General features: G+C 72.5%; 21 protein-coding genes. 7 read left to right on the top strand and 14 right to left on the bottom strand.

The annotated features are described in order from the left end of the window. Window positions 1–92 precede the first annotated feature (92 nt). Window positions 93–578 (top strand): OsmC family protein, encoded by a 486-nt coding sequence (locus NF338_RS07660; RefSeq protein WP_264030218.1) that lies wholly within the window; start codon window positions 93–95, stop codon window positions 576–578. A 103-nt stretch (window positions 579–681) separates the two neighbouring features. Here the strand turns inward: NF338_RS07660 and uvrA are convergent, their stop codons facing one another. Next, on the bottom strand, window positions 682–3,666 hold the full coding sequence (gene uvrA / locus NF338_RS07655; RefSeq protein ID WP_264030217.1) for an excinuclease ABC subunit UvrA: 2,985 nt from the start codon (window positions 3,664–3,666) through the stop codon (window positions 682–684). Between the two features lie 132 nt (window positions 3,667–3,798). Between uvrA and NF338_RS07650 the strand changes: the two genes are divergently transcribed. Beyond that, entirely contained in the window at window positions 3,799–4,506 is a 708-nt protein-coding gene (locus NF338_RS07650) for an MBL fold metallo-hydrolase (RefSeq protein WP_264030216.1), read from the top strand. Between the two features lie 92 nt (window positions 4,507–4,598). After that, window positions 4,599–4,898 (top strand): YciI family protein, encoded by a 300-nt coding sequence (locus NF338_RS07645; protein ID WP_264030215.1) that lies wholly within the window; start codon window positions 4,599–4,601, stop codon window positions 4,896–4,898. A 61-nt stretch (window positions 4,899–4,959) separates the two neighbouring features. Here NF338_RS07645 and NF338_RS07640 read toward each other — a convergent pair whose 3' ends face one another. From NF338_RS07640 to uvrB, 5 genes are all read right to left on the bottom strand, one after another. Beyond that, the gene (locus tag NF338_RS07640; protein ID WP_264030214.1) at window positions 4,960–6,054 is read right to left on the bottom strand and encodes a protein kinase family protein; all 1,095 of its coding nucleotides are present in this window, start codon (window positions 6,052–6,054) and stop codon (window positions 4,960–4,962) included. 30 nt (window positions 6,055–6,084) lie between these two features. Next, window positions 6,085–7,212 carry a TerC family protein gene (locus NF338_RS07635; protein ID WP_264030213.1) on the bottom strand — a complete coding sequence of 376 codons (1,128 nt, stop codon included), beginning with the start codon at window positions 7,210–7,212 and terminating at the stop codon, window positions 6,085–6,087. Continuing rightward, window positions 7,212–8,216: a TerC family protein gene (locus NF338_RS07630; RefSeq protein WP_264030212.1), complete on the bottom strand. Its 1,005-nt coding sequence runs from the start codon at window positions 8,214–8,216 to the stop codon at window positions 7,212–7,214. Before NF338_RS07630 ends, NF338_RS07635 begins: the two co-directional genes overlap by 1 nt. Window positions 8,217–8,484: 268 nt before the next feature. Next, a complete protein-coding gene (locus NF338_RS07625; protein WP_264030211.1) occupies window positions 8,485–8,916 on the bottom strand; it encodes a VOC family protein in 432 nt (143 codons plus the stop codon). A gap of 64 nt (window positions 8,917–8,980) precedes the next feature. After that, the gene (gene uvrB / locus NF338_RS07620; protein WP_264030210.1) at window positions 8,981–11,089 is read right to left on the bottom strand and encodes an excinuclease ABC subunit UvrB; all 2,109 of its coding nucleotides are present in this window, start codon (window positions 11,087–11,089) and stop codon (window positions 8,981–8,983) included. A gap of 246 nt (window positions 11,090–11,335) precedes the next feature. Between uvrB and NF338_RS07615 the strand changes: the two genes are divergently transcribed. Next, entirely contained in the window at window positions 11,336–12,694 is a 1,359-nt protein-coding gene (locus NF338_RS07615; protein WP_264030209.1) for a choice-of-anchor A family protein, read from the top strand. A 73-nt stretch (window positions 12,695–12,767) separates the two neighbouring features. Here the strand turns inward: NF338_RS07615 and NF338_RS07610 are convergent, their stop codons facing one another. The 3 genes from NF338_RS07610 to NF338_RS07600 all read right to left on the bottom strand — a co-directional run bounded on the left by NF338_RS07610 (window position 12,768) and on the right by NF338_RS07600 (window position 14,624). Further along, window positions 12,768–13,382, bottom strand: a complete 615-nt coding sequence (locus NF338_RS07610) for a pyroglutamyl-peptidase I (protein ID WP_264030208.1) — start codon at window positions 13,380–13,382, stop codon at window positions 12,768–12,770. Beyond that, on the bottom strand, window positions 13,379–14,020 hold the full coding sequence (gene coaE / locus NF338_RS07605) for a dephospho-CoA kinase (RefSeq protein WP_264030207.1): 642 nt from the start codon (window positions 14,018–14,020) through the stop codon (window positions 13,379–13,381). Before coaE ends, NF338_RS07610 begins: the two co-directional genes overlap by 4 nt. A gap of 61 nt (window positions 14,021–14,081) precedes the next feature. Next, window positions 14,082–14,624, bottom strand: coding sequence for a MarR family winged helix-turn-helix transcriptional regulator (locus NF338_RS07600; RefSeq protein WP_264030206.1), 543 nt, complete (start codon window positions 14,622–14,624; stop codon window positions 14,082–14,084). 167 nt (window positions 14,625–14,791) lie between these two features. Between NF338_RS07600 and NF338_RS07595 the strand changes: the two genes are divergently transcribed. Then, window positions 14,792–16,699, top strand: coding sequence for an ABC transporter ATP-binding protein (locus NF338_RS07595; protein WP_264030205.1), 1,908 nt, complete (start codon window positions 14,792–14,794; stop codon window positions 16,697–16,699). 190 nt (window positions 16,700–16,889) lie between these two features. Here the strand turns inward: NF338_RS07595 and rpsA are convergent, their stop codons facing one another. Both rpsA and NF338_RS07585 read right to left on the bottom strand, forming a co-directional pair. Then, window positions 16,890–18,374, bottom strand: coding sequence for a 30S ribosomal protein S1 (rpsA, locus tag NF338_RS07590; protein WP_047232834.1), 1,485 nt, complete (start codon window positions 18,372–18,374; stop codon window positions 16,890–16,892). 211 nt (window positions 18,375–18,585) lie between these two features. Continuing rightward, window positions 18,586–19,611, bottom strand: coding sequence for a 6-phosphofructokinase (locus tag NF338_RS07585; protein ID WP_204541848.1), 1,026 nt, complete (start codon window positions 19,609–19,611; stop codon window positions 18,586–18,588). A gap of 226 nt (window positions 19,612–19,837) precedes the next feature. Between NF338_RS07585 and NF338_RS07580 the strand changes: the two genes are divergently transcribed. Further along, window positions 19,838–20,698 carry a class I SAM-dependent methyltransferase gene (locus NF338_RS07580; protein WP_264030203.1) on the top strand — a complete coding sequence of 287 codons (861 nt, stop codon included), beginning with the start codon at window positions 19,838–19,840 and terminating at the stop codon, window positions 20,696–20,698. Between the two features lie 10 nt (window positions 20,699–20,708). On the opposite strand, the gene polA is transcribed toward NF338_RS07580, so the two are convergent. After that, window positions 20,709–23,414 (bottom strand): DNA polymerase I, encoded by a 2,706-nt coding sequence (polA, locus tag NF338_RS07575; RefSeq protein ID WP_264030201.1) that lies wholly within the window; start codon window positions 23,412–23,414, stop codon window positions 20,709–20,711. Between the two features lie 97 nt (window positions 23,415–23,511). Between polA and NF338_RS07570 the strand changes: the two genes are divergently transcribed. Continuing rightward, window positions 23,512–23,895 (top strand): hotdog fold thioesterase, encoded by a 384-nt coding sequence (locus tag NF338_RS07570; protein WP_264030300.1) that lies wholly within the window; start codon window positions 23,512–23,514, stop codon window positions 23,893–23,895. Window positions 23,896–23,939: 44 nt separating this feature from the next. Here NF338_RS07570 and NF338_RS07565 read toward each other — a convergent pair whose 3' ends face one another. Together NF338_RS07565 and NF338_RS07560 are read right to left on the bottom strand one after the other, a co-directional pair. Continuing rightward, window positions 23,940–24,605 carry a GNAT family N-acetyltransferase gene (locus NF338_RS07565; RefSeq protein WP_157759639.1) on the bottom strand — a complete coding sequence of 222 codons (666 nt, stop codon included), beginning with the start codon at window positions 24,603–24,605 and terminating at the stop codon, window positions 23,940–23,942. A gap of 235 nt (window positions 24,606–24,840) precedes the next feature. Further along, window positions 24,841–25,461 (bottom strand): ANTAR domain-containing response regulator, encoded by a 621-nt coding sequence (locus NF338_RS07560; protein WP_053370758.1) that lies wholly within the window; start codon window positions 25,459–25,461, stop codon window positions 24,841–24,843. Window positions 25,462–25,620 lie beyond the last annotated feature (159 nt).

Here is a 25,620-nt window from a genome sequence, read left to right as displayed (position 1 = left end):
ACCGACGGTCGGGTGGCAGGGGACGCACGGGGCCGCGGCGACCCGGCGAAGAGGTGGTGTGACCTGCACCACCGCCCGCTAGGGTGGCGGCCATGAGCGCACAGCACGGGTACGCCGCCACGGTCCGGTGGACGGGCGCGGGCGACAGGGGCACCGCCTCCTACACGGCCTACGGCCGGGACCACGACGTGCTCCTCGAGGGGAGGCCGCCGCTGCCCGGGTCCGCGGACCCGGCGTTCCGGGGCGACCCGACGCGCTACAGCCCCGAGGAGCTGTTCGTCGTGAGCCTCTCGCAGTGCCAAATGCTGTGGTTCCTCCACCTCGCCGCGGCGGCGGGCGTCGTCGTGCGGGAGTACGTGGACGACGTCACCGGCACGATGCGCGTCGAGTCCGGCGGCGAGGGGCAGTTCACGGACGTCACGCTCCACCCCCGCGTCGTGGTCGACGACGGCCCGGGGACCGACGAGGAGTCGCTGGCAACGTTGCACCACCGCGCGCACGACCACTGCTTCATCGCGCGCTCGGTGAACTTCCGCGTGCTCGTCGAGCCGGCGCCGGCGCGGCGCGCGGCAGCCTGAGCACTCCGTCCGTGGTCGCCGACGTCCGCGGCGGCGCGCCGACGACGCGTCGCCGCGGAGTCATGACCGGGCAGCGTGCCGCCGCACCCTCGTCGGGACGCGGCTAGGCAGCGGACGCCTTGCGGCGCGCGCGCGTCGTGCCCTCGTCGGTCGCCCGACGAGCCTTCGCCGAGCGACCCTTTGCCCCCTTCGCGGCGGGCGCCTGCGCGGCGCCGGGCTTCGCCGGCGCACCGACCGGCACGGGGTCGTGCTGGTCGAGGATCTCCGCGAGGAAGCGGCCGGTGTGGCTCGCCTCGACACGCGCGACCTGCTCGGGCGTGCCCTGCGCCACGACCTTGCCGCCCCCAGAGCCGCCCTCGGGCCCCATGTCGACGACCCAGTCCGCGCTCTTGATGACGTCGAGGTTGTGCTCGATGACGAGGACGCTGTTGCCCTTGTCGACGAGCGACTGCAGCACGCCGAGCAGCTTGCGGATGTCCTCGAAGTGCAGGCCCGTGGTCGGCTCGTCGAGCACGTAGATCGTGCGCCCCGTCGAGCGCTTCTGCAGCTCGCTCGCGAGCTTCACGCGTTGCGCCTCGCCCCCCGAGAGGGTCGGGGCGGGCTGCCCGAGGCGGACGTACCCGAGGCCGACCTCGACGAGGGTCTTGAGGTGCCGCGAGATCGCCGGCACGGCCGCGAAGAACTCCGACGCCTCCTCGATCGGCATGTCGAGGACGTCGGCCACGGTCTTGCCCTTGAAGTGCACATCGAGCGTCTCGCGGTTGTAGCGCGCGCCGTGGCACACCTCGCACGGCACGTAGACGTCCGGGAGGAAGTTCATCTCGATCTTCAGCGTGCCGTCGCCCGAGCACGCCTCGCAGCGACCGCCCTTGACGTTGAACGAGAAGCGGCCGGGCGTGTACCCGCGCACCTTGGCCTCGGTGGTCTCCGCGAAGAGCTTGCGCACGTGGTCCCACACGCCCGTGTACGTCGCCGGGTTCGACCGCGGCGTGCGCCCGATCGGTCCCTGGTCCACGTGCACGACCTTGTCGAGGTGGTCGAGGCCCGTCACGCGCGTGTGGCGGCCCGCGACCTGGCGTGCGCCGTTGAGCTCGTTGGCCAGGACCGTGTAGAGGATCGAGTTCACCAGCGTCGACTTGCCCGACCCCGACACCCCGGTCACCGCGGTGAACGTCCCGAGCGGGAAGCTCACGTCGATGCCCGTGAGGTTGTGCTCGCGCGCGCCGACGACCTTGACCTGACGGCCCGGGTCGGTCGGGCGGCGCTCCGCCGGGAGCGGGATGCTGCGACGACCCGCGAGGTAGGCGCCCGTCACCGACTCCGGCGCCTCCAGCAGGCCGGCGTAGTCGCCCGAGTGCACGACGCGCCCGCCGTGCTCGCCCGCGCCCGGGCCGATGTCGACCACCCAGTCCGCGGTGCGGATGGTGTCCTCGTCGTGCTCGACGACGATGAGGGTGTTCCCGAGGTCGCGCAGGCGCGTGAGGGTCTCGATGAGGCGACGGTTGTCGCGCTGGTGCAGGCCGATGCTCGGCTCGTCGAGGACGTAGAGGACGCCGACGAGGCCGGAGCCGATCTGCGTGGCGAGCCGGATGCGCTGCGCCTCGCCGCCGGAGAGCGTCGCGGCCGGTCGTTCGAGCGAGAGGTAGTCGAGGCCGACGTCGAGCAGGAAGCCCAGGCGTGCGTCGATCTCCTTGAGGACCTCGGTCGCGATCGCGCGCTCCCGTGCGCCGAGCTCGAGCGACCCGAGGAACGCCGCGGCCTCGCGCAGCGGGAGACGGCACACGTCCCAGATGGACTTGCCGCCCACCTTGACCGCGAGGACCTCGGGCTTGAGACGCGCGCCCCGGCACACGGGGCACGGGACCTCGCGCATGAAGGCCTCGTACTTCTCCTTGGACCAGTCCGACTCGGTCTCCGTGTGCCGGCGCTCGAGGAACGTGATGACGCCCTCGAACCCGGTCGAGTACTGCCGCTCGCGGCCCCAGCGGTTCTTGTACCGCACGTGGACCTGGTGGTTCTGCCCGTGCAGGACCGCCTTCTTCGCGCGCTCGGGCAGCGCGCGCCACGGCGTGTCCATGGAGAACCCGAGGTCGTCCGCGAGCGCCGTGAGGACCCGCTCGAAGTACTCCGAGGAGATCTGCGCCCACGGCGCGACCGCGCCCTCGCCCAGCGACTTCTCGACGTCCGGCACCACGAGGTCGGGATCGACCTCGAGGCGGAAACCGATGCCGGTGCACTCCGGGCACGCGCCGTAGGGCGCGTTGAAGGAGAACGTGCGCGGCTCGATCTCGTCCAGCGCGAGCTCGTGGTCGTTGGGGCAGGCGCGCTTCTCGGAGAAGCGGCGCTCGCGCGCCGGGTCGTCGGCGTCGGCGTCGACGAGCTCGATGACGACGAGCCCGCCCGCGAGGCCGAGCGCGGTCTCGACCGAGTCGGTGAGCCGGCGCTGCACGCCCTCGCGCGCCACGAGGCGGTCGACGACCACCTCGATGTCGTGCTTGAGCTTCTTCTCGAGCGCGGGGACGTCGGTGAGCGTGCGCACCTCGCCGTCGACGCGGGCACGGGCGAAGCCCTTGGTCTGCAGCTCCTTGAAGAGCTCGGAGTACTCACCCTTGCGCCCGCGCACCACCGGTGCGAGCACCTGGTACCGCGTGCCCTCCGGCAGCTCCAGGAGGCGGTCCACGATCTGCTGCGGCGTCTGCGCGGTCACGCGCTCGCCGCACACCGGGCAGTGCTGCGTCCCCGCGCGCGAGAAGAGCAGGCGCAGGTAGTCGTAGACCTCGGTGATGGTGCCGACGGTCGACCGCGGGTTGCGGTTCGTGGACTTCTGGTCGATCGAGACCGCGGGCGACAGGCCCTCGATGAAGTCGACGTCGGGCTTGTCCATCTGCCCGAGGAACTGGCGCGCGTACGCGGACAGCGACTCGACGTAGCGGCGCTGCCCCTCCGCGAAGATGGTGTCGAACGCGAGCGACGACTTGCCCGAGCCGGAGAGCCCCGTGAAGACGATGAGCTTGTCCCGCGGGAGGTCGAGGTCGACGTTGCGGAGGTTGTGCTCGCGGGCACCGGAGATGACGAGGCGATTGCTCACCGCAGCATCGTACGACCGACCGCCCACATTCGCACAGGTGTTCGACGTCACCTTCGCGCGTCCTCCGACGAACGCTCACGGCGGGCCCCGCCCGAGGTCCCGACGCGGACCCGGCCGCGGCAGACTGACCCCATGGTGTACACGGGACAGGTCGTCGTGGGCGGCCCCGGCGACGTGCGCCGCCTCGACGAGGTCGAGGTCCGCAAGCTCGCCGTCGGGCCGCTCGCCAACGACGTCTACCTCCTCACGTGCCGGCGCACGGGCGCGCAGGTCCTCATCGACGCGGCAGACGCGCCCGACGACGTCCTCGCGCTCGTCCGCGAGGGGTCGCCGACCGCGCGCCTCGACGTCGTCGTCACGACGCACCGCCACCCGGACCACCTGCGCGCGCTCGCCTCGATCGTCGCGGTCACCGGCGCGACGACGGCCGCCGGGGACCTCGACGCCGACGCGGTCGCGGCGGCCGCGGACGTGCACGTCGCCCGCCGTCTCCGTCACGGCGACGTCGTCCGCGCCGGCGACCTCGCGCTCGAGGTCGTCGCGCTGCGCGGCCACACGCCAGGATCCGTCGCTCTGGCCTACCGTGAACCCGCCGAGGTGCACGAACCGGAGGCGGTGGCGGGCCGGGTGCACCTGTTCACGGGCGACTCGCTGTTCCCGGGCGGCGTCGGGAACACCCAGCGCGACCCGGCCCGCTTCGAGCGGTTGCTCACGGACGTCACGGAGCGCGTCTTCGACCGGTTCGGCGACGCGACGTGGGTCTACCCCGGCCACGGCGCGGACACGACCCTCGGCGCCGAGCGCCCGCACCTCGACGAGTGGCGCGAGCGGGGCTGGTAGCGGAGGGCGGACCAGCCCGGGACGCCACCGCGCTGACGACCGAGGCGCGGACCCGACCGCGCGCCGTCGGGCGGGCCTGGTTCACTGACAGCATGCCGATCCACGCCGTCACCTACGTCTACGCCGACCGCGCCCCGGAGCTCGACGCCCTGCGTCCGGAGCACCGCGCGTTCCTGGGCGACCTGTACGCCCGGGGCACGCTCCTGGCGTCCGGCCCGCTGCCCGCGCACGAGGGCGCACCCGCCGGGGCGCTGCTCGTCCTCGACGGGGAGACGCCCGACGCGGTCGCCGCGGTCCTCGACGACGACCCGTTCGGGCGGGCGGGCCTCGTCGCCGAGCGCACGGTCCGCCCGTGGGCGCCGGTCATCGGCGACTGGGCGGACCGCGCCTGACCGGGGTCTCACCCGCCCTGCGCACGCTCGCCCGGGACGAGGGCCAGCACGCCGGGGCGGCTCACCACGCGGTCGCGCCCGGACGGCGGTCCCGGTCGAGCCGACGGATCGCCTCCCACGGGTACGGCGTCTCCCGGCTCTCCCGCTGGAACGCGCGGTAGAAGTCCCCGACCACCGCCGCGACCGGGGCGTGCCGGGACAACGTCGAGGCGACCGCCGTGGGAGCGCCCGTCGGAAGGCTGCCCTGAGCCCAGGAACGCACCAGCGCGCGGCGCTCCTCGGGCCCGCACCCGTACAGCGCGACGGCCAGCCAGCTCACCAGGTGGGTGACGCTGTAGCAGTCGTCGTACTCCTGGTGCGCGTCGGCGAAGTCGACCTCGTCGGGCGAGAGGTCGAAGCCTGACGAGATCGCGAGGCCGTAGTCGGCGACGTACAGCCGTTCGCCGTCGGTCAGGACGTTCTCGAAGTGCGTGTCGAAGTGCAGCAAGCCCCGCGACCTCATGAAGGAGATCCCGGTGCTCAGCTCCTCCTCCACGAGCGCGCAGGCCCGCTCGGCGGCCTCACCACCGGTCTCGATCTGGGCGCCGAGCCAGTCGTGCAGCGTCTGCGGCACGTACTCCAGGAACAGCACGATGCTCGCCGAGGAGTCTCGCAGGGCTTCGATCCGGCGACGCACCGCCTCGCCGCCGCCCCAGTACTCGACGGCACGCTCGACGTCGGCCAGCTCGCCGGGCAGCGGCCGGCCCCCGTCGGGAAGCACCCGCCAGTGGTGCATCAGGGGAAAGCCCTCGTGCTCCCCCGCGATCACCCAGCCCGTCGTCATGCCGTGCACGGCCAGCTCCCGCCAGGCCCCGAACCCCGGGGCGCCGATGGTGCCGACTCCGTAGTGGCAGAACGTCGGGAGGTCGAACAGGTTCGCCGTGGAGCGGACGTTCTCCGCCTGTCGCTCGAGGTCGGTCAGTCGCACGTGCTTGACGAACACGGGCGTGCCGTCGAGGTCGAGCAGCACCGTCTCCCCGCCGATGCCGGCACCGATCCGTGGGGCCTCGTCCACGAGCGCGCGCAGCTCGTGGTCGCTGCGCAGCGACAGCGCGGTGGCGACCGCTGCGTGCGTGGCCAGTCGGGAGGCGCGGGACCTGTCGGGCCGGGCGGGCACCGTCTCGCTCCGCGGCTCGTCGGGCACGCGCTACCGCGCAGCGCCGTCCTGCGGGCCTGTGCCCCACGGCGGCGCCTCGCCGGTGGTCGAGACCTCGTCGACGGTCTCGTCCGCGATGGCCTCGACCGCGTTCTCGACGGGACCGGCGTCGCTCGCGGCGGCCGTCGCGGCCGGGCCGTCCTGGGCGTGCAGCGCCCGCGTCCGCAGCAGGCTCGCGATGGTCGTGACGGCGAGCGCTCCGATGATCACGACGAGCGACAGCCAGATCGGGACCGTCGGGACCGCGTCGAGGTGCTCGCCGCCGTTGATGAACGGCAGCGTGTTCTCGTGCAGCGCCTCGAGGATGAGCTTCACGCCGATGAACCCGAGGATCACCGCGAGGCCGATCGGCAGGTAGACCAGCCGCTCGAGCAGGCCGCCCAGGAGGAAGTAGAGCTGGCGCAGGCCCATGAGCGCGAAGACGTTCGTCGTGAAGACGATGAACGGGTCCTGGGTGAGCCCGAAGATCGCCGGGATCGAGTCGAACGCGAAGAGCAGGTCGGTGCTGCCGATCGCGAGGAACACGATGACGAGCGGGGTGAAGACCCGCTTGCCGTCCTCGACCGTGCGCAGCCGGCCGCCGTCGTACTGCGTACCCAGCGGCAGCACCTTCCGCAGCGCCCGCACGGCGCGGTTCTCGTGATACTCCTCGGGCTCGTCCCCGCCGGCCACGAGCTTGATCGCCGTGTAGATGAGGAAGGCGCCGAACAGGTAGAACACCCACACGAACTGGGCGATGATCGCCGCGCCCGCGAGGATGAACGCCCCGCGCAGGACGAGCGCGACGATGATGCCGACCATCAGCACGCGCTGCTGCTGGTCCCGCGGGACCGCGAACCTCGCCATGATGATGACGAACACAAAGAGGTTGTCCACCGACAGGCTGTACTCCGTGAGCCAGCCCGCGTAGAACTCCCCGGCCGGTGCCGCCCCGCCGACCGCGCCCACGATCGCCCCGAAGACCAGCGCGAGCGCGACGTAGAACCCGACCCACAGCGCGCTCTCGCGCATCGAGGGGACGTGCGGGCGGCGCCCCACGACGAACAGGTCGACGAGGAGCAGGATCGCGAGCGCCGACAGCGACGCCCACTCGAACCAGACGGGAAGCTCGTGAACCATCAGCGTGAGCCCTCCGAGCTCTCGACGGAACGCCGACGGTCGGCGCGGTCCTTGGCGAGGCTCGCGACCGTGGTGATCGTGAGCACGACGACGATGAACCCGAGCGACAGCGCCGTCGAGATCTCCGGGATGGCGGTGATGTGCTCACCGCCGTTGATGAACGGCACCTCGTTCTTGTGCAGCGCGTGGATGAGCAGCTTGACGCCGATGAACCCGAGGATCGCCGCGAGGCCGTACGCGAGGTAGACGAGGCGGTCGAGGAGGCCGTCGATGAGGAAGTAGAGCTGGCGCAGGCCGAGCAGCGAGAACGCGTTGGCGGCGAACACGAGGAAGGTCTCCTGCGTGAGGCCGAAGATCGCGGGGATCGAGTCGACCGCGAAGAGCAGGTCGGCGCTGCCGATCGCGATCATGACGATGAGCATCGGGGTGATGTAGCGCTTCCCGTCGATCTTCGTCGTCATCTTGTCCTCGACGTACGTCTCCGTCGTCGGGAACAGGCGGCGGGTCAGCCTCAGCGCGCCGTTCTCGTGGAACTCCTCGTCGTGGCCCGAGCCCGCCTTGACCTGCGTCCACGCGGTGTAGAGCAGGAACGCGCCGAAGACGTAGAAGACCCAGCTGAAGTTCTCGATGAGGGCCGCGCCGAGGAAGATGAAGATCGTCCGCAGGACCAGCGCGATCGTGATGCCGATGAGCAGCACCTTCTGCTGGTAGAGCCGTGGGACGCGGAAGCTCGTCATGATGAGGACGAACACGAAGAGGTTGTCGACCGACAGGCTCTTCTCGGTGATGTAGCCGGCGAAGTACTCCCCGCCGTACGTCGAGCCCCAGACGGCCCAGACGATGCCGCCGAAGGCCACCGCGACGGCGACGTAGCCGGCGGACCACCAGGTGGCCTCGCGCAGGCTCGGGGCGTGGGGCGTGCGCACGTGCCCGACGTAGTCGACGGCGAGCATCGCGAGGATCACGCCGACGGTGACGAGCCAGACCCAGACGGGCACATCCATGAAGATTCCTCCGGTACGTGGGGAGCACTGTGTACCGAAGGTCTCTTCCGCCACGCACCGCCACCCGCACCCGCACGGGACGCGGGCTGGTGGTTGTGGGACCGGTGACACCGGGCCGACGACTGCGCCGGCCGTGATGACGACATCACCGCGGAGGAATACTCCCCTTCAACGAGGAGCCAGCATAGGCCATCGCCCCTCCGCACGGGACAACGTGACGCGCGGGCGAGATGTTCCTCGGCCTCGCCGCCGGTTCGACCCCGGCCGCTCACTGGAGGCAGAGCTCGTTCCCCTCGGGGTCCTGGAGCACGACCCAGAACTCGCCCATCTCCTCGACCTCGCGCTCGACGCGGGCACCGAGCTCGACGAGCCGCGCCGCATGGGCGCGCACCCGCGCGACCCGGGTCTCTGCGTCGGGCGCTCCCGCCCCGACGTCCACGTCGAGGTGGACGCGGTTCTTCGCGGTCTTGGGCTCCGGCACGCGCTGGAGGTACACACGCGGGCCGACCCCGTCGGGGTCGACGATCGCATACCGGTCGCCGCGTCGTTCCGGAGGGACGCCCCACGCCTCCAGGGCGTGCTCCCACGACCCGAAGCCCTCGGGCGGCGGCGGCTCCACGTACCCGAGCGCCACGCACCAGAACGCGCCCAGCGAACGCGGGTCGGCCGCGTCGAACGTCACCTGCACCCCGAACGTCACGTCGCCTCCTCCCCCGCGGCCGGCCGACGGGCTCGTCGCCCGACGGCGGCCCCGGACCTCCGCGTCAGGCCGTCGCGGCCTGCATCTGCCGCAGCTCCTTCTTGAGCCCGGAGATCTCGTCGCGCAGCCGGGCGGCGAGCTCGAACTGCAGCTCGCCCGCGGCCGCGTGCATCTGGTCGCTGAGCTCCTGGATGAGCTCGGCGAGGTCGCTCGCCGCCGCGCCCGCGAGCCGGTTGCCCGACGACGCGCCCTCCTTGGGCGCTCCCGGCACCGGTGCCTTGCCCTTCGCTCCCTTGCCCGGCTGCCGGTACCCGCCCGCGAGGAGCTCGGCCGTGTCGACGTCCTCGCGCGCGAGCATGTCCGTCACGTCGGAGATCCGCTTGCGCAGCGGCGTCGGGTCGACCCCGTGCTCCGTGTTGTACGCGATCTGCCGCTCGCGACGACGCTCGGTCTCCTCGATCGCCGCGGCCATCGCCGGCGTGATCTTGTCCGCGTACATGTGCACCTGGCCGGAGACGTTGCGGGCCGCGCGGCCGATCGTCTGGATGAGCGACTTGGGCGACCGCAGGAAGCCCTCCTTGTCCGCGTCGAGGATCGCGACGAGCGACACCTCGGGCAGATCGAGGCCCTCGCGCAGGAGGTTGATGCCGACGAGGACGTCGTACTCGCCGAGGCGGAGCTCGCGCAGGAGCTCGACGCGCCGCAGCGTGTCGACCTCGGAGTGCAGGTACCGGACCCGCACGTCCTTCTCGAGCAGGTAGTCCGTGAGGTCCTCGGCCATCTTCTTGGTGAGGGTCGTGACCAGGACGCGCTCGTTCCGCTCGACCCGCTCGCGGATCTCGTGCAGCAGGTCGTCGATCTGCCCCGTGGTCGGCTTGACGAGCACCTCCGGGTCGACGAGGCCGGTCGGGCGGATGATCTGCTCGACGACGCCGTCCGCCATCGAGAGCTCGTAGTCGCCGGGGGTCGCCGACAGGTACACGGTCTGGCCGATCCGCTCGACGAACTCCTCCCAGCGCAGGGGCCGGTTGTCCATCGCGCTCGGCAGCCGGAACCCGTGGTCGACGAGGCTGCGCTTGCGCGACATGTCGCCCTCGAACATCGCGCCGATCTGCGGCACGGTCACGTGCGACTCGTCGATGACGAGGAGGAAGTCCTCCGGGAAGTAGTCGAGCAGCGTGTTCGGCGCCGATCCCGGCTCGCGGCCGTCGATGTGCCGCGAGTAGTTCTCGATCCCGGACGCGGTGCCGATCTGGCGCATCATCTCGATGTCGTAGGTGGTGCGCATGCGCAGCCGCTGGGCCTCGAGCAGCTTGTTCTGCCGCTCGAGCTCGTCGAGCCGCTCGGCGAGCTCGGCCTCGATCGAGGAGATCGCGCGCTCCATGCGCTCCGGCCCCGCGACGTAGTGCGTCGCCGGGAACACGTGGATGCTCGGCTCCGACCGGATCACGTCGCCCGTGAGCGGGTGCAGGGTCTGGATGCTCTCGATCTCGTCCCCGAAGAACTCGATGCGGACCGCGAGCTCCTCGTACACCGGGATGATCTCGACCGTGTCACCGCGCACACGGAAGGTGCCGCGCGTGAACGCCATGTCGTTGCGCGTGTACTGCATGGTCACGAACTGCCGGAGCAGGTCGTCGCGCTCGACCTGCATGCCGACGTCGAGCCGGACCATGCGGTCGACGTACTCCTGCGGCGTGCCGAGGCCGTAGATGCACGACACGGAGGCGACCACGACGACGTCGCGCCGGGTGAGCAGCGAGCTCGTCGCGGAGTGCCGCAGCCGCTCGACCTCGTCGTTGATGGACGAGTCCTTCTCGATGTAGGTGTCCGTCTGCGCGATGTACGCCTCGGGCTGGTAGTAGTCGTAGTAGGAGACGAAGTACTCGACGGCGTTGTTGGGGAGCAGCTCCCGGAACTCCGTCGCGAGCTGCGCCGCGAGGGTCTTGTTGGGCGCCATGACCAGCGTCGGGCGCTGCAGCTCCTCGATGAGCCACGCCGTCGTGGCCGACTTGCCCGTCCCGGTGGCGCCGAGCAGCACGACGTCCTTCTCCCCCGCGCGAATGCGTTGGGAGAGGTCCGCGATCGCCGTCGGCTGGTCACCCGACGGCTGGTACTCGGAGATGACCTCGAACGGGGTGGTCGCACGCTGGAGATCGGTCACGGGACGCATGCCTCCACGGTACGTCGAGCCACCCACACGGACCCTTCGCGCGCGATCGACGCACGCGCTCGGAACCGCGCGGGGAAATCACCCCGACGTAATTTGGAAGGTGTCATTCGCAACCTCTAGGGTCGCCTCGACCCTGCCGCGCTCCCCGACGCCCGTGGAGCAGCACGACAGCACGGATCACGGGCGACGGAGTCCGTCCGCAGTAAGTCAGCGCCGCTAGCGAACCCTCGACCTGGAGCCGACACCATGCGCCTTCACCCCGCGCGCCCCCGCGGAATCCCCCTGCTCGCCCTCACCGCGCTCGCCCTGACGACCGTCGGCCTCGCCGCACCCGCGACCGCCGCGCCGCTGGCCGGCGCGCCGGTCACCGCCGACGAGGTCTGCACCGCGGACCCGTCCACGCGACCGGTCGGCGTCTACGAGCTCACCGCCGTGGAGGACGCGGGCGTCGGCATCTGGGCGGGCGGCGGGCTCACCGTCACGACGGCGACCGAGCTCGAGGGCCGGGTCGTCGTGGGCGGGGACGCCGACCTCTCCGGGGCCGGGAGCCTCAACGTCGGGACCGCGGGGGGCGGCGGCTCGGCCATCACGCCGGCCGGCGGGACCGACATGCTCGTCGTCGGTGGCGACCTCGCGACGGCGACGAACACCCAGGTCGGTTTCCACGCGTCCAGCGGCGGCAACGTCGTCGTCGGGGGCGCGATCACCGGCGCGACCCCGAGCACCGAGGGCCGCAACGCCCCGGGCCGCCCCGGCACGGTGACGCAGGGCGTCGGCCGCGAGGCCGCGCTGAGTCCCTACGTCGCGCTCCCCGGGCTCGTCACGGGCCTCGCGGCCGACGCCGCCGACGGTGCCGTCGCCGCCACGCCCCAGGACGGCGTCCTGACGGTCGAGGCGGGAGCGCGGTACACGCTCACGGCCACCCAGGCCTCCAGCCTGTCCACGCTGCACGTCACCGGGAGCGGCCCGGTGCTCCTCACCGTCACCGGCCCCTCCGTGGACGTGTCGCGGCTGCAGCACGTCGAGTACGGCGGCGTGCGCGTCTACCAGGCCACCCAGCACCTGTCGGCGCACTTCCTGTGGAGCTTCCCGGACGCGACGCAGGTGACGCTCGGCACGAACGACCAGTTCCCCGGGACGATCGTCGTGCCGCGCACGGACGCGACCCTCACCGTCGCGACCTCGACCAACGGACGCATCCTGTCGAACGGCGCCGTCTCCTACACCGGTGGCGCCGGGATCGAGCACCACAACTACCCGTTCGCCGGCCCGTGCGAGTCGACGCCGTTCGTCGAGGAGCCCCAGCCCGAGCCGTCGCCCGAGGGCCCGAACCCGGGCGAGGGTGTGACCACGCCGCCGACGGCCGAGGAGACCCCGTCCACGGAGGAGCCGGGCGAGCCCACGGTGGAGGCGACCCCTGCCGCCGAGACCCCGGCTCCCGGCACCGGCGCGACCCCCGTGTCGGCCGAGCAGGGTGACGACACGCCGGGGAGCGGCCTCGCGACGACGGGCGCCTCGGTCGTCGTGCTGGCCGTGGTCGCTGCGCTGCTGCTCGCCGGGGGCGCGACGGTCCTCGTCGTGGCACGTCGGCGCGCGACGAGCTGACGCCTCGAGCACGAGCACGCGGCGAGGGCCCGGCAGGACGACCTGCCGGGCCCTCGCTGCGTCCTCGTCCGGCTCAGCTCTCCGTGCCGCCCGCGAGGACCGGCTCGGGGGTGCCGAGGAGCGCGTGCCGCACGACCGCGGCCACCGCGGCGACCTGGTCCTCGATCGGGACCACGTCGGCGTCAGGGACGTGGACCAACCCGGCACGCCGCCCCGGCCCGCCCCAGTGGTGCATGAGCGCGTAGAAGACGTCGTTGCACACGTAGGTCCCGGCCGTGCTCGACACCCCTGCAGGGACACCCTCTGCGCGGATCGCCGCGAGGGACGCCTTGAGCGGGAGCGTCGACCAGTACCCGACGGGCGCACCGGCGACGACGGGGACGTCGACGGGCTGCGCGCCCGCGTTGTCGGGGATCCGTGCGTCGCGCACGTTCACGGCGACCCGTTCGAGGCGGACGCCCGGCGCACCGCTCGCGAGGCCGAGCGCCACGACGACGTCGGGGTCGTGCTCGCGGATCGCGGCGTCGAGCACCGGCCACGCCCCGGCGAAGGTCACGGGGAGCCGGACCGCGACCACCCGCTCGGCCACGAGACCCTCCCCGCGCTCGGCGAGGCGCGCGGCCGTCTCCCACGAGGGGTTCGCGACGGCGCCGTCGAACGGCTCGAACCCGCTGACGACGACGGTCACGCCTCGTGCTCCTCGATCTCCGCCTGGACCTCGGCGTCGACCTCGGCACGCACCCGTGTCCAGAGCTCGTCGACCTGGTCCCGCAGCGCCTCGGGCGAGCCGGAACCGTCGAGGGTCACGTCCGCCGCGGCGAGGCGCGACGCGTCGTCGGCCTGGGCGGCGAGGCGGGCGCGGGCCTCGTCCTCGCTCAGCCCGCGCCCCTCGACCATCCGGCCCACCCGGACGTCCGTGGGCGTGTGCACGACCACGACGCAGTGGAACCGCGCGGGGTCGCCCGTCTCGACGAGGAGCGGGATGTCGTGCACGACGACGGCCCGGGGGTCGGCCGCGCCGACGGCGGCCTCTCGCTCGGCCGCGAGCCGGCGCACCTCCGGGTGAACGATCGCGTTGAGGCGCTCGCGCGCTGCGGCGTCGCCGAACACGAGCCGACCGAGCGCGGCCCGGTCGAGCGCGCCGTCACCGTCGAGGACGCCCGGCCCGAACGCCTCGACGACCTGGTCGAGGCCGACCGTCCCCGGCGCGACCGCGTCGCGGGAGAGCGCGTCGTAGTCCACGACGACGGCGCCGAGCTCGGCGAAGCGTGCGAGCGCGACGGACTTCCCCGCCGCGATTCCTCCGGTCAGGCCGATGCGAAACATGCGCCCCATCCTGCCAGCCGGTGGGCGACCTCGCGCCGGGACGGCCGAGCGCGCGGACGGCTCAGCGGCGCCCGACCGCCGGCTCGCCCGCGCCGTCCGCCGGTCGGTCATCGGCGGACTGGCCGTCCGACCGCTCGCCCGCGACGGCACGCAGGAGCCGCAGGAGCTCGGCGCGCTCGGCGGCGTCGAGGCGCGCGAGGAGCGTGCCGGCGCTCGACGACCGCTCCGCTCCTACCTGCGCGACGACCTCACGTCCCCGTGGCGTGAGCTCGACGAGCGTCGCCCTCCGGTCGTGCGGGTCGGGGGTCCGCCGGACGAGCCCGGCCTGCTCGGCGTCGTCGACCTTGGACGTCACCGACCGGGGGGCGACGTCCAGCGCGGACGCGACCGCACCGAGCCGGCAGGGCTCGTCGCAGCGGGCGAGGAACCGCAGCATCCGGTACTGGCCGGGGGTCGTGCCCGCCGGCTCCGCGCGCTCGCTCGCCTCGCGCCGCACGCTCCGGAGCGCCGCGTGCAGGAGCGAGAGGAACTCGCCCGCCTCGTCCGTGGAGGTCGGGCCGCCCACCGCGCCCCGCGCGGGGCGCGCGCTCGCATCGCTCGTCACGATGCCGAGCGTACCGGGCGGACGAGGTCTTGTGGAGCACGCTCATTGTGAGTTAGACTCACTATCGTTTCGCGTGCGGCCCGCGCGACCGTGCCCACCAGCCGGCCGCGCGCGCCCGGCCACCACGCCCGCGGACGACCGCGCCCCTCCCCCACCCAGGAGGCCCCATGTCTTTCACCTCACCTCTCCCCGGCTCCGGCGGCGGGCGCGGCATGCGCTCGTTCCGCCAGGACTCCTCCGTCGCGTCCCGGCGGCTGCACCGCGGCACGATCCGACGCGTCCTGACGTTCGCCCGGCCCTACCGCCGCCAGCTCGCGGCCTTCCTCGTGCTCATCTCGATCGACGCCGCCGCGGGCGCGGCCACGCCGCTCCTGTTCCAGCGGATCATCGACGACGGCATCACCGCCGGCGACGTCGACGTCGTCGTCAGCCTGTCCCTCGTCGCCGCCGGGCTGGCCGTGCTCTCCGGCGCGCTCGGGGTCGCCCAGCGCTGGTTCTCCTCGCGCATCGGCGAGGGCCTCATCGTCGACCTCCGCACCGCCGTCTTCGACCACGTGCAGCGCATGCCGCTCGCCTTCTTCAGCCGGACCCGCACCGGCGCCCTCGTCCAGCGGCTCAACGGCGACGTCCTCGGCGCGCAGCAGGCGTTCACGTCGACGCTCTCCAACGTCTTCTCGAACCTCCTCACCGTCGTGTTCGTCCTCGCCGCGATGCTCTCCATGTCCTGGCAGCTCACCCTCCTCGCCCTGACCCTGCTGCCCGCCTTCGTGCTCCCGGCCCGCTGGGTCGGCAAGCGCCTCGCCGCGATCACGCGCGAGAGCTACGAGCTCAACGCCGAGGCGGCGCAGACGATGAACGAGCGGTTCAACGTCGCGGGCGCCCACCTCGTCAAGGTCTTCGGCGACCCGGCCCGCGAGTCGTCCCGGTTCGCCACCCAGGCCGGCCGCGTGCGTGACATCGGCGTGAAGCAGGCCATGTACGGCACGGTGTTCCGCGTCGGCCTCACCGTCGTCGCCTCGGTCGCCGTCGCGATCGTCTACGGGCTCGGCGGCGTCATGGCGATCTCCGGGTCGCTGACGGTGGGCACCGTCGTCGCGCTCACCGCCTATCTCGGGCGCCTCTACGGCCCGCTCACCGCCATGTCCAACGTCCAGGTCGACGTCATGACCGCCCTCGTCAGCTTCGAGCGCGTGCTCGAGGTCCTCGACCTCGAGCCGACCGTGACCGACGCGCCCGACGCGGTCGACCTCGCCGACGACCTCGAGACGGAGGGAGCGAGCCTCGAGCTCGACGGCGTGACGTTCCGCTACCCCAGCGCCTCGGAGGTCTCCCTCGCCTCGCTCGAGTCCGTCGCCGTCGAGGGGACGGACCCCACGACCGACACCCTGCGCGACGTCACGTTCTCCGTCCCCGCGGGGGCGATGGTCGCGCTCGTCGGTTCGTCCGGCGCGGGCAAGACCACCGTGTCCCAGCTCGTCACGCGCATGTACGACCCGACCTCCGGGCACGTGCGGATCGCCGGGCGCGACCTGCGCGACGTCACGCAGGAGAGCCTGCACGACGCCGTCGGCGTGGTCACGCAGGAGGCGCACCTCTTCCACGACTCCATCGCCGACAACCTCCGGTACGCGAAGCCCGACGCGACCGACGCCGAGCTCGAGGCCGCGCTGCGGCGCGCGCACGTGTGGGACGTGGTCGCGACGCTGCCGTCCGGGATGGACACCGTGGTCGGCGACCGCGGGTACCGCATGTCCGGCGGCGAGCGTCAACGCCTCGCGATCGCGCGCGTCTTCCTCAAGGCGCCGCGGCTCGTCGTCCTCGACGAGGCGACGGCACACCTCGACTCGGGCTCCGAGGCTGCGGTCCAGGCGGCCCTGGCCGAGGCGCTGCGCGGCCGGACGTCGCTCGTCATCGCGCACCGGCTCTCGACCGTGCGCGAGGCAGACCTCATCGTCGTCCTCGACGCAGGACGCGTCGTCGAGACCGGCACGCACACCGAGCTGCTCGCCCGCAACGGCCGGTACGCCGCGCTCTACCACACCCAGTTCGCCGACTCCCCGGTGCCCGTGGCCTGACGCCGAGCATGCGGTTGCTGACCGCCGAACTTGGGGTTGCGGCCCGTCCTGGGCCCGGACGGGCGGCAACCCCATGTTCGGCGGGGCAGGGTCGGTTGCCGGGAACGGCGAAAGGCCCGCCACCCTGGGGGTGGCGGGCCTTTCTGCGACCTGCGACGTCTCCGCCTGATCGGCGAAGGGCGTCAGGAGATCAGTTGCCGGTGAGCTTCTCGCGGAGCGCGGCGAGCGCCTCGTCCGACGCGAGCGTGCCCGTCGCCTCGGCGGCCGGGGCCGACGAGTAGGACGTGCTGCTCGAGGACGACGACGAGCTCGAGGAGCCCGAGTCGCCCGACGCGGCGTCGAAGTCGGCCTTGACGGCCTCGGCGACCTGCTTGCGGTGCGCCTCCCAGCGCTCGTGGGCCTTGGCGTACTCCGCCTCCCACGCCTCGCGCTGCGTCTCGAAGCCCTCGAGCCACTCGTTGGTCTCCGGGTCGAAGCCCTCGGGGTACTTGTAGTTCCCCTGCTCGTCGTACTCGGCCGCCATGCCGTAGAGCGCGGGGTCGAAGTCGTCCGACTCCGGGTCCACGCCCTCGTTGGCCTGCTTGAGCGAGAGCGAGATGCGACGACGCTCGAGGTCGATGTCGATGACCTTGACGAAGACCTCGTCGCCGACGTTGACGACCTGCTCCGGCAGCTCGACGTGGCGCACGGCCAGCTCCGAGATGTGCACGAGGCCCTCGATGCCGTCCTCGACGCGCACGAACGCACCGAACGGGACGAGCTTGGTGACCTTGCCCGGCACGACCTGACCGATCGCGTGGGTCCGGGCGAACGTCTGCCACGGGTCCTCCTGCGTCGCCTTCAGCGACAGCGAGACGCGCTCGCGGTCGAAGTCGACGTCCAGGACCTCGACCGTGACCTCCTGGCCGACCTCGACGACCTCGGAGGGGTGGTCGATGTGCTTCCAGGACAGCTCGGAGACGTGCACGAGGCCGTCGACGCCGCCGAGGTCCACGAACGCACCGAAGTTGACGATCGAGGAGACGACACCGGGGCGCACCTGACCCTTCTGCAGCGTCTGCAGGAAGGTGGAGCGGACCTCGGACTGCGTCTGCTCGAGCCAGGCGCGGCGCGAGAGGACGACGTTGTTGCGGTTCTTGTCGAGCTCGATGATCTTCGCCTCGATCTCCTTGCCGACGTACGGCTGGAGGTCGCGGACGCGACGCATCTCCACGAGGGAGGCCGGGAGGAAGCCACGGAGGCCGATGTCGAGGATGAGACCACCCTTGACGACCTCGATGACGGTGCCGGTGACGACGCCGTCCTCCTCCTTGATCTTCTCGATCGTGCCCCAGGCGCGCTCGTACTGGGCGCGCTTCTTGGACAGGATCAGACGGCCTTCCTTGTCCTCCTTCTGGAGGACGAGGGCCTCGACCGCGTCGCCGACGTTGACGACCTCACCGGGGTCCACGTCGTGCTTGATGGACAGCTCGCGGGAGGGGATGACGCCCTCGGTCTTGTAGCCGATGTCGAGGAGGACCTCGTCGCGGTCCACCTTGACGATCGTGCCTTCGACGATGTCGCCGTCGTTGAAGTACTTGATGGTCGCGTCAACGGCGGCGAGGAAGTCCTCCTCGGTGCCGATGTCGTTGACGGCAACCTGGGGTGCGGACTTCGCGGGGGTAGAGATGGTCATTGAGTTCGATGCTCCGATGCGGACAGGTGTAGTCGAGCGGGTAGGGTTCTCGGCGCGCCGCTGCCGCTGGTCCGTGGACCAGGTGACGTCATGGTTGGCGTCATGGTCCGGGACGAAGGCAGGCGCAACGCACCGCCGTCCACCTTATCCGGGTGTCACCCCGGTGGTCAACGCGAGCGCGGCGGCCCGGCGTCCTTCACCCGGGGTCGCCTCAGGCGAGCACGCGCGCGACGCGCAGCAGCTCCTCGGGCACGCGCTTGGGCCGGCCGGCGACCTCCGCCAGGGGCACGAGCTCGACGCGCTCGCCGCGCAGCGCCGTCATCACGCCCGACGTCCCCGCGCTCACGGCGTCGACGGCGGCAACGCCGAACCGGCTGCCGAGGATGCGGTCGGTGGGCGTGGGCTCGCCACCGCGTTGCACGTGCCCGAGCACCGTGAGCCGCGTGTCGAACCCCGTGCGCTCCGCGATCTCCGCGCTCACGCGCTCTCCGATGGACCCGGCGACGATCTCGCCGAAGCGGCCGAGCTGCTGCGTGAACTCCATCGACGACCCCTCGCGCGGGACCGCGCCCTCCGCGACGACGACGATCGAGAAGTTCGCGTGCGCGCGGTGCCGGTGCCGCAGGAACTTCACGAGCTGGTCGATGTCGAACGGCTCCTCGGGGGCGAGGACGACCTCGGCGCCGCCCGCGATGCCCGCGTTGACCGCGATCCACCCGGCGTGACGGCCCATGACCTCGACGACCATGACGCGGTTGTGGCTCTCCGCCGTCGTGTGCACACGGTCGAGGGCCTCGGTCGCGATGTTCACCGCGGTGTGGAACCCGATCGACAGGTCCGTGCCCTCGACGTCGTTGTCGATCGTCTTGGGGATCGCGACGATTTTGACGCCCGCCTCCGCGACGCGGCTCGCGGCGTGCAGCGTGCCGTCGCCACCGATGCAGATGAGGGCGTCCAGGTGCTCGGCCTCGACCGTCGCGAGGACGGCGTCCATGCTGCCGTCCTCCTCGCGGGGGTGGAACCGCGCCGTGCCGAGCAGCGTCCCGCCGACCGGCAGCACGTTGCGGATGTCCTGCCGCCCGAGCGGGTGCACGTCGCCGTCGACCACGCCGCGCCACCCGTTGCGGAAACCGATGATGGTGTGCCCGTACTCCCCCGTCCCCTGCTTGACCACGGCCCGGATCGCCGCGTTCAGGCCGGGGCAGTCGCCTCCGCCGGTGAGAAGTCCGATGCGCACCTGTTTCCTCCGTCTCGTCGTCGCGTCGCGCGTCCTCGCGCGTGCCCGGCGTCGACGGAGGTGCCGACCTCCGCGGCACCGCGTCACCCACAACCCTAGTCAACCCCGCGGCGTGGGTCACGGCCCGTCCCGGTCCTCGGGCACGCCGACGACCAAGGTCCCGAGCGTCCGGGTCGTGCGGCGCCCCGCGGTGCCCGGTACCGGTGACGCCCGGGAGAATGGCCGGATGAGCGCGACCCCACCCCCCGTGCCGTCCCAGGTCCCGCCGGACGACGTCGCCCCGCCCGGTCCGACGGCCGACGCCGGCTACCGCGACGTGCCCGCCGCCGAGGGCGGGAACGCCGGGCGCGGGTGGTGGGACGCGAACGCCGCCGAGTACCTCGACGAGCACGGAGCGTTCCTCGGCGCCGCCGACTTCTGCTGGTGCCCCGAGGGGCTGCGGGAGCGCGACGCCCGACTGCTCGGCGACGTCGCGGGACTCCGCGTGCTCGAGGTCGGCGCCGGGGCGGCTCAGTGCTCGCGCTGGCTCGCCACGCAGAGGGCGCACGTGGTCGCGACGGACGTCTCCCGGGGGATGCTCGCTGCGGGGACGGCGCTCGATCGGGCCACCGGGGTCCGGGTCCCGGCGGTGCAGGCCGACGCGCGCCGCCTGCCGTTCGCGGACGACGTCTTCGACGTCGCGTTCACGTCGTTCGGCGCGATCCCGTTCGTCCCCGACGCCGACGCGATCCACCGCGAGGTCGCGCGCGTCCTGCGGCCCGGCGGCACGTGGACGTTCTCGGTCACGCACCCCACACGCTGGGCCTTCCCCGACGACCCGAGCGCGCACGGGCTGACTGCGAACCGCTCCTACTTCGACCGGCGGCCGTACGTCGAGACGGACGACGCCGGCCGCGTCGTCTACGCCGAGTACCACCGCACGCTGGGCGACCACGTGCGCGAGGTGGTCGCCGCCGGGCTCGAGGTGCGCGACGTCGTCGAGCCCGAGTGGCCCGCCGACAACACCGAGGTCTGGGGCGGTTGGGGCCCGGTGCGCGGCGCCTACCTGCCCGGGACGGCGATCTTCCGCACGCGCCTCCCGGGCTGACGAACCCTCGTCAGTGCCCCGCGTCGTGCCACGTGGCGCCGACGCCGACCGAGACGTCGAGCGGCACGTCGAGGTCTGCCGCCGCGCCCATCTGCGTGCGCAGCACGTCCTCGACGGCGTCGCGCTCGCCCGGGGCGACCTCGACCACGAGCTCGTCGTGCACCTGCAGGAGCAGGCGCGAACGCAGCCCCCGCTCGTCGATCGCGCGCTGGACGCCCAGCATCGCGACCTTGATGATGTCGGCGGCGCTCCCCTGGATGGGGGCGTTGAGAGCCATGCGCTCGGCCATCTGGCGACGCTGGCGGTTGTCGCTCGTGAGGTCGGGCAGGTACCGGCGGCGCCCGAGGATGGTCGCCGTGTACCCCGTGGCGCGCGCCTCGTCGACGACGCCCGTCAGGTAGTCGCGGACGCCGCCGAAGCGCTCGAAGTAGTCGTCCATGAGCTTCTGCGCCTCGCCCACCTCGATGGTGAGCTGCTGCGAGAGCCCGAACGCCGACAGCCCGTACGCGAGACCGTACGACATCGCCTTGATCTTCGACCGCATCGCGGGCGTGACCTCGGCCGCCGGCACCTCGAACACCCGCGAGCCGACGTAGGAGTGCAGGTCCTCCCCCGAGCGGAACGCCTCGATGAGCCCCTCGTCGCCGGACAGGTGCGCCATGATGCGCATCTCGATCTGGCTGTAGTCGGCGGTCAGGAGCGTCTCGTAGCCCTCACCGACCACGAACGCGCGCCGGATCCGGCGCCCGGCCTCCGTGCGGATCGGGATGTTCTGCAGGTTCGGGTCGGTCGAGCTGAGCCGGCCCGTCGCCGCGATGGTCTGCTGGAACGTCGTGTGGATGCGGCCGTCGTCCGCGACGGACTTGAGCAGCCCCTCGACCGTCTGGCGCAGTCGCGAGGCGTCGCGGTGCGCGAGCAGGTGCTCGAGGAACGGGTGCTGCGTCTTGACGAAGAGGTCCGCGAGCGCCGACGCGTCGGTCGTGTAGCCCGTCTTGATCTTCTTCGTCTTGGGCATGCCGAGCTGGTCGAACAGGACCTCCTGGAGCTGCTTGGGCGAGCCCAGGTTCACCTCACGCCCGATGACGGCGTACGCCTCGGCCGCGGCCGTCGCGACGAGGTCGCCGAAGTGCTGCTCGAGCTCGCGCAGGTACTCGACGTCGGCCGCGATGCCGCGCTGCTCCATGCGCGCGAGCACCTGGGAGAGCGGGAGCTCCAGGTCGGCGAGGAGCGTGGTGGCGTCGCGGTCCTCGAGCTCGCCCGCGAGGACGTCCCCGAGCTGGGCGACGGCGAGCGCACGCACGGCGTCGCGCTCCTGCTCGCCGCTGCCGTCGAGCGAGAGGTCCAGCGCACCCTGCGCGTCGTTGCCGGACTCCGTGTCGGGGCGCAGCTCGCGGTGCAGATGGCGCACGACGAGGTCCCCCAGGTCGTAGCCGCGCTGGTCCGGGTGGCACAGGTAGGCCGCAAGCTCGGTGTCGAACGTGACGCCCGCGAGGTCGTAGCCGCGCGCCGCGAGCTCGTGCCACGCGGACTTGGCGCCGTGCACGACCTTGGGCCGCTCCGGGTCGGCGAGCCAGGCGGCGAGCGCCTCGTCGTCGGCACCCGCGACGTCGGCGAGCTCGAGCGCGACCGCCGCCCCCGCGTCGTCGGACAGTGCGAGCCCCCAGGCGTCCCCGCCGCCGGGCACCGCCTTGCCGGCCACCTCGACCCCGAGCCGTCGGTCGCCGTGCTCGGCGAGCCACGCACCGAGCCCGCCGGGCAGCACGTCGGCGAGCTCGACGTCGAACCCGGCCTCCGTCTCGACCTCGCCCTCCGGGGCGATCGCGAAGAGCCGGTCGCGCAGGGCGCGGAACTCCAGGGCGTCGAGCACGCGGTGCGCGGCCTCGCGGTCCCAGGGGCGCGTCACGAGGTCGTCCGGGCCGAGAGGCAGCTCGAGGTCGCGCAGGAGCGCGTTGAGCTGCCGGTTGAGGCGGACCTGGTCGAGGTGCGCGCGCAGGTTCTCCCCTGCCTTGCCCTTGATCTCGTCGGCGTGGTCCAGCAGGCCGTCGAGGTCGCCGTACGCGGTGATCCACTTGGCGGCGGTCTTGGGGCCGACGCCCGGGATGCCCGGCAGGTTGTCCGACGTCTCGCCCACGAGCGCGGCGAGGTCCGGGTAGCGCTCGGGCGGCACGCCGTACTTCTCGACGACCGCGGCGCTGTCCATGCGCGCGAGCTCGGAGACGCCCTTCTTGGGGTAGAGCACCGTGACGTCGGGGCCGACGAGCTGGAACGAGTCACGGTCGCCCGAGCAGACGAGGACCTCCATCCCGGCCGCCGCACCCTGCGTGGCGAGCGTCGCGAAGATGTCGTCCGCCTCGTAGCCCTCGCGCTCGAGGGTCGGGATGTGCAGCGTCTCCAGGATCTCCTTGATGAGCGGGACCTGGCCGCGGAACGGCTCGGGCGAGGACTCGCGCGTCCCCTTGTAGCTCGGCAGGATCTCGGTGCGGAACGACTGGCGCCCCGCGTCGAACGCGACCGCGACGTGCGTCGGCTCCTCGTCCCGCAGGAGGTTGATGAGCATCGACGTGAACCCGTACACCGCGTTGGTGTGCTGCCCCGTGGTCGTCGAGAAGTTCTCCGCCGGGAGCGCGAAGAACGCGCGGTAGGCCATGGAGTGTCCGTCGATGAGCAGGAGGCGAGGTCGCGCGGAGGTCGTCACGGGTGCCAACCTACAGTCCATGACCGACACGCACGGCCCCGACCGGACCACCGACCCCACCGCGCCCGCGCCCGCCTCGACAGGAGCCGTCGAGGCCCCGCGCCACGCCTACGAGGCCATGGGCCTGCGCACCGCGGGCACGCTCATCGAGCGCATGGGCATCGAGCTGGAGGACGTGAGCGCCGAGCGCGTCACGGCTCGCATGCCGGTCGCGGGCAACACCCAGCCCGCCGGGCTCCTGCACGGGGGCGCGTCGGTCGTGCTCGCCGAGACGCTGGGGTCGATCGCCGCCCAGCTCCACGGCGGGCCCGGGCGCGCCGCCGTGGGGATCGAGGTCAACGCGACGCACCACCGGGGCGTGCGCGACGGCTGGGTCCACGGGGAGGCGGTCGCGGTGCACCGGGGCCGCACGACGGCGAGCTACGAGATCGTGGTGTCCGACGACGAGGGGCGTCGCGTGTGCACGGCGCGCCTCACGTGCATGATCCTCAGCCTGGACTGACCACGCCGCGGGCGCCCGTCCGCCGGGTCCGCACGGTCGCCGGCTCAGCCGGGCAGGGTCTCGCGGGCCTCGACCGGCGTCACGACGCCGCTGCGGCTGCGGTACTCCGCCTGGAACTCGCGCAGGTCGACCGGGCCGGACATCGTCTCGGTCCGGGCGCGACGGCGGCGCGCGATGAGGTCCTCGAGGGATCGGGTGCCCCGGCGGGTGGGCGTGAGGTCGGCCGCGAGGCGGCGCTGCAGCACCGCGGTCGACACGACGCGGTGGCCCGCGACCGGGCCGAAGCCGAGCCGCGCGAGGAAGCGCTGGACGCCCCGCGAGCCGGGGATCGGCACCGAGTAGACGTGCGTCGCGCCGGCGGTGGCGGCGAGGTCGGCGGTGGCGCTGAGCAGCGCGTGGCCCACGCCACGACGGCGCGCGTCCTCGCCGACGTAGACGGCCTCGACGTACAGGCTCGGCTCGTCGGCGAACAGGTGCGGGTCGAGCACGCGCGCCAGCACGAACCCGACGGGGCGGCCGTCGTGCAGGGCGACGAGGACGTTGCCGCCGGGGAGCGTCAGCAGCACCGACAGGTGCCGGACCAGGCGGTCCTCGTCGGGCGCGCAGATCTGCGCCCCGGACGCCGACTCGCGGCGCGCCTCCGAGCACAGCACAGCGATCCCCGGCAGGTCGTCACCGACCGCGGGCCTGACCTCCACTGCTGGGCGCACCGCGCTCCTCCTCGTTCGCACCGTGGGACCGACGGCACCGAGGGACGTGGGGGGTGAGATGGTCCACGTCGCTCGGACGGCGCCGTCGGCCGTCGACTGAGCACTACGTGGCGACCGCGTGTCCACCGCCCCGGGAACTACTGGACGCCAGTCCAAGACGATAGCCCGCCCAGGGCGCCGTGACAAAGGTCCTGCTCAGGACCCCGGCCACGGCCGATCGGTCGCCGGTGCAGGCTCAGGCGCCGCCGACCTGCTCGATGACGGCGTCCGCGACCTCGCGCATCGTGAGGCGGCGGTCCATCGACGTCTTCTGGATCCAGCGGAACGACTCCGGCTCCGACAGGCCCATCTTGGTCATGAGCAGACCCTTGGCCCGGTCCACGCGCTTGCGCGTCTCGAAACGCTCCGCCAGGTCCGCGACCTCGGACTCGAGCGCCGTGATCTGCGAGTAGCGCGAGATCGCGATCTCGACCGCGGGCAGCAGGTCCGCCGGCGTGAACGGCTTGACGACGTAGGCCATGGCCCCCGCGTCACGCGCCCGCTCGACGAGCTCCGCCTGCGAGAACGCCGTCAGCAGGACGACGGGCGCCGCGTGCGCCTTGCCGATCTGCTCCGCGGCGGAGATGCCGTCGAGCTCGGGCATCTTGACGTCCATGACGACCACGTCCGGCTTGAGCTCGAGCGCCAGCTTCACCGCCGTGGCGCCGTCGCCGGCCTCGCCGACGACGTCGAACCCGGCGTCGCGCAGCGTCTCGACCACGTCGAGACGGATCAGGGCCTCGTCCTCGGCGACGACCGCGCGTCGCGCGGGACGGCCCGACGGGGCGGGGGTCGCGGCGGGCTCGGGCTCGATCATCGGGGGCAGGTCGAGCGGCTGCTTGTCCTCGGGCTGCGCTGTCTGGTCACTCACGGGGTTCACTGTAGTGCGCCGCACCCCCTGCCGCCCCCGTGTTTCACCCTCGGAGGAGTGTGATTCTCGTGAAGGCGCACGCGTGTGGTTCGATGGTGCACGCGC

Origin of the sequence: Cellulosimicrobium sp. SH8 (assembly GCF_025818875.1) — a bacterium.
In the GTDB taxonomy this organism is placed as follows: Bacteria; Actinomycetota; Actinomycetes; order Actinomycetales; family Cellulomonadaceae; genus Cellulosimicrobium; species Cellulosimicrobium cellulans_D.
This window is presented reverse-complemented; position numbering and strand designations above follow the sequence as displayed.

What these genes read in the sequence shown, in the direction of transcription:
- NF338_RS07660 (WP_264030218.1), top strand. Translation starts at nt 93, where the DNA reads ATGAGCGCACAGCACGGGTACGCCGCCACGGTCCGGTGGACGGGCGCG.
- NF338_RS07650 (WP_264030216.1), top strand. Translation starts at nt 3,799, where the DNA reads ATGGTGTACACGGGACAGGTCGTCGTGGGCGGCCCCGGCGACGTGCGC.
- NF338_RS07645 (WP_264030215.1), top strand. Translation starts at nt 4,599, where the DNA reads ATGCCGATCCACGCCGTCACCTACGTCTACGCCGACCGCGCCCCGGAG.
- NF338_RS07635 (WP_264030213.1), bottom strand. Translation starts at nt 7,212, where the DNA reads ATGGTTCACGAGCTTCCCGTCTGGTTCGAGTGGGCGTCGCTGTCGGCG.
- NF338_RS07630 (WP_264030212.1), bottom strand. Translation starts at nt 8,216, where the DNA reads ATGGATGTGCCCGTCTGGGTCTGGCTCGTCACCGTCGGCGTGATCCTC.
- uvrB (WP_264030210.1), bottom strand. Translation starts at nt 11,089, where the DNA reads ATGCGTCCCGTGACCGATCTCCAGCGTGCGACCACCCCGTTCGAGGTC.
- NF338_RS07615 (WP_264030209.1), top strand. Translation starts at nt 11,336, where the DNA reads ATGCGCCTTCACCCCGCGCGCCCCCGCGGAATCCCCCTGCTCGCCCTC.
- coaE (WP_264030207.1), bottom strand. Translation starts at nt 14,020, where the DNA reads ATGTTTCGCATCGGCCTGACCGGAGGAATCGCGGCGGGGAAGTCCGTC.
- NF338_RS07595 (WP_264030205.1), top strand. Translation starts at nt 14,792, where the DNA reads ATGTCTTTCACCTCACCTCTCCCCGGCTCCGGCGGCGGGCGCGGCATG.
- rpsA (WP_047232834.1), bottom strand. Translation starts at nt 18,374, where the DNA reads ATGACCATCTCTACCCCCGCGAAGTCCGCACCCCAGGTTGCCGTCAAC.
- NF338_RS07580 (WP_264030203.1), top strand. Translation starts at nt 19,838, where the DNA reads ATGAGCGCGACCCCACCCCCCGTGCCGTCCCAGGTCCCGCCGGACGAC.
- polA (WP_264030201.1), bottom strand. Translation starts at nt 23,414, where the DNA reads ATGGACTGTAGGTTGGCACCCGTGACGACCTCCGCGCGACCTCGCCTC.
- NF338_RS07570 (WP_264030300.1), top strand. Translation starts at nt 23,512, where the DNA reads ATGGGCCTGCGCACCGCGGGCACGCTCATCGAGCGCATGGGCATCGAG.
- NF338_RS07560 (WP_053370758.1), bottom strand. Translation starts at nt 25,461, where the DNA reads ATGATCGAGCCCGAGCCCGCCGCGACCCCCGCCCCGTCGGGCCGTCCC.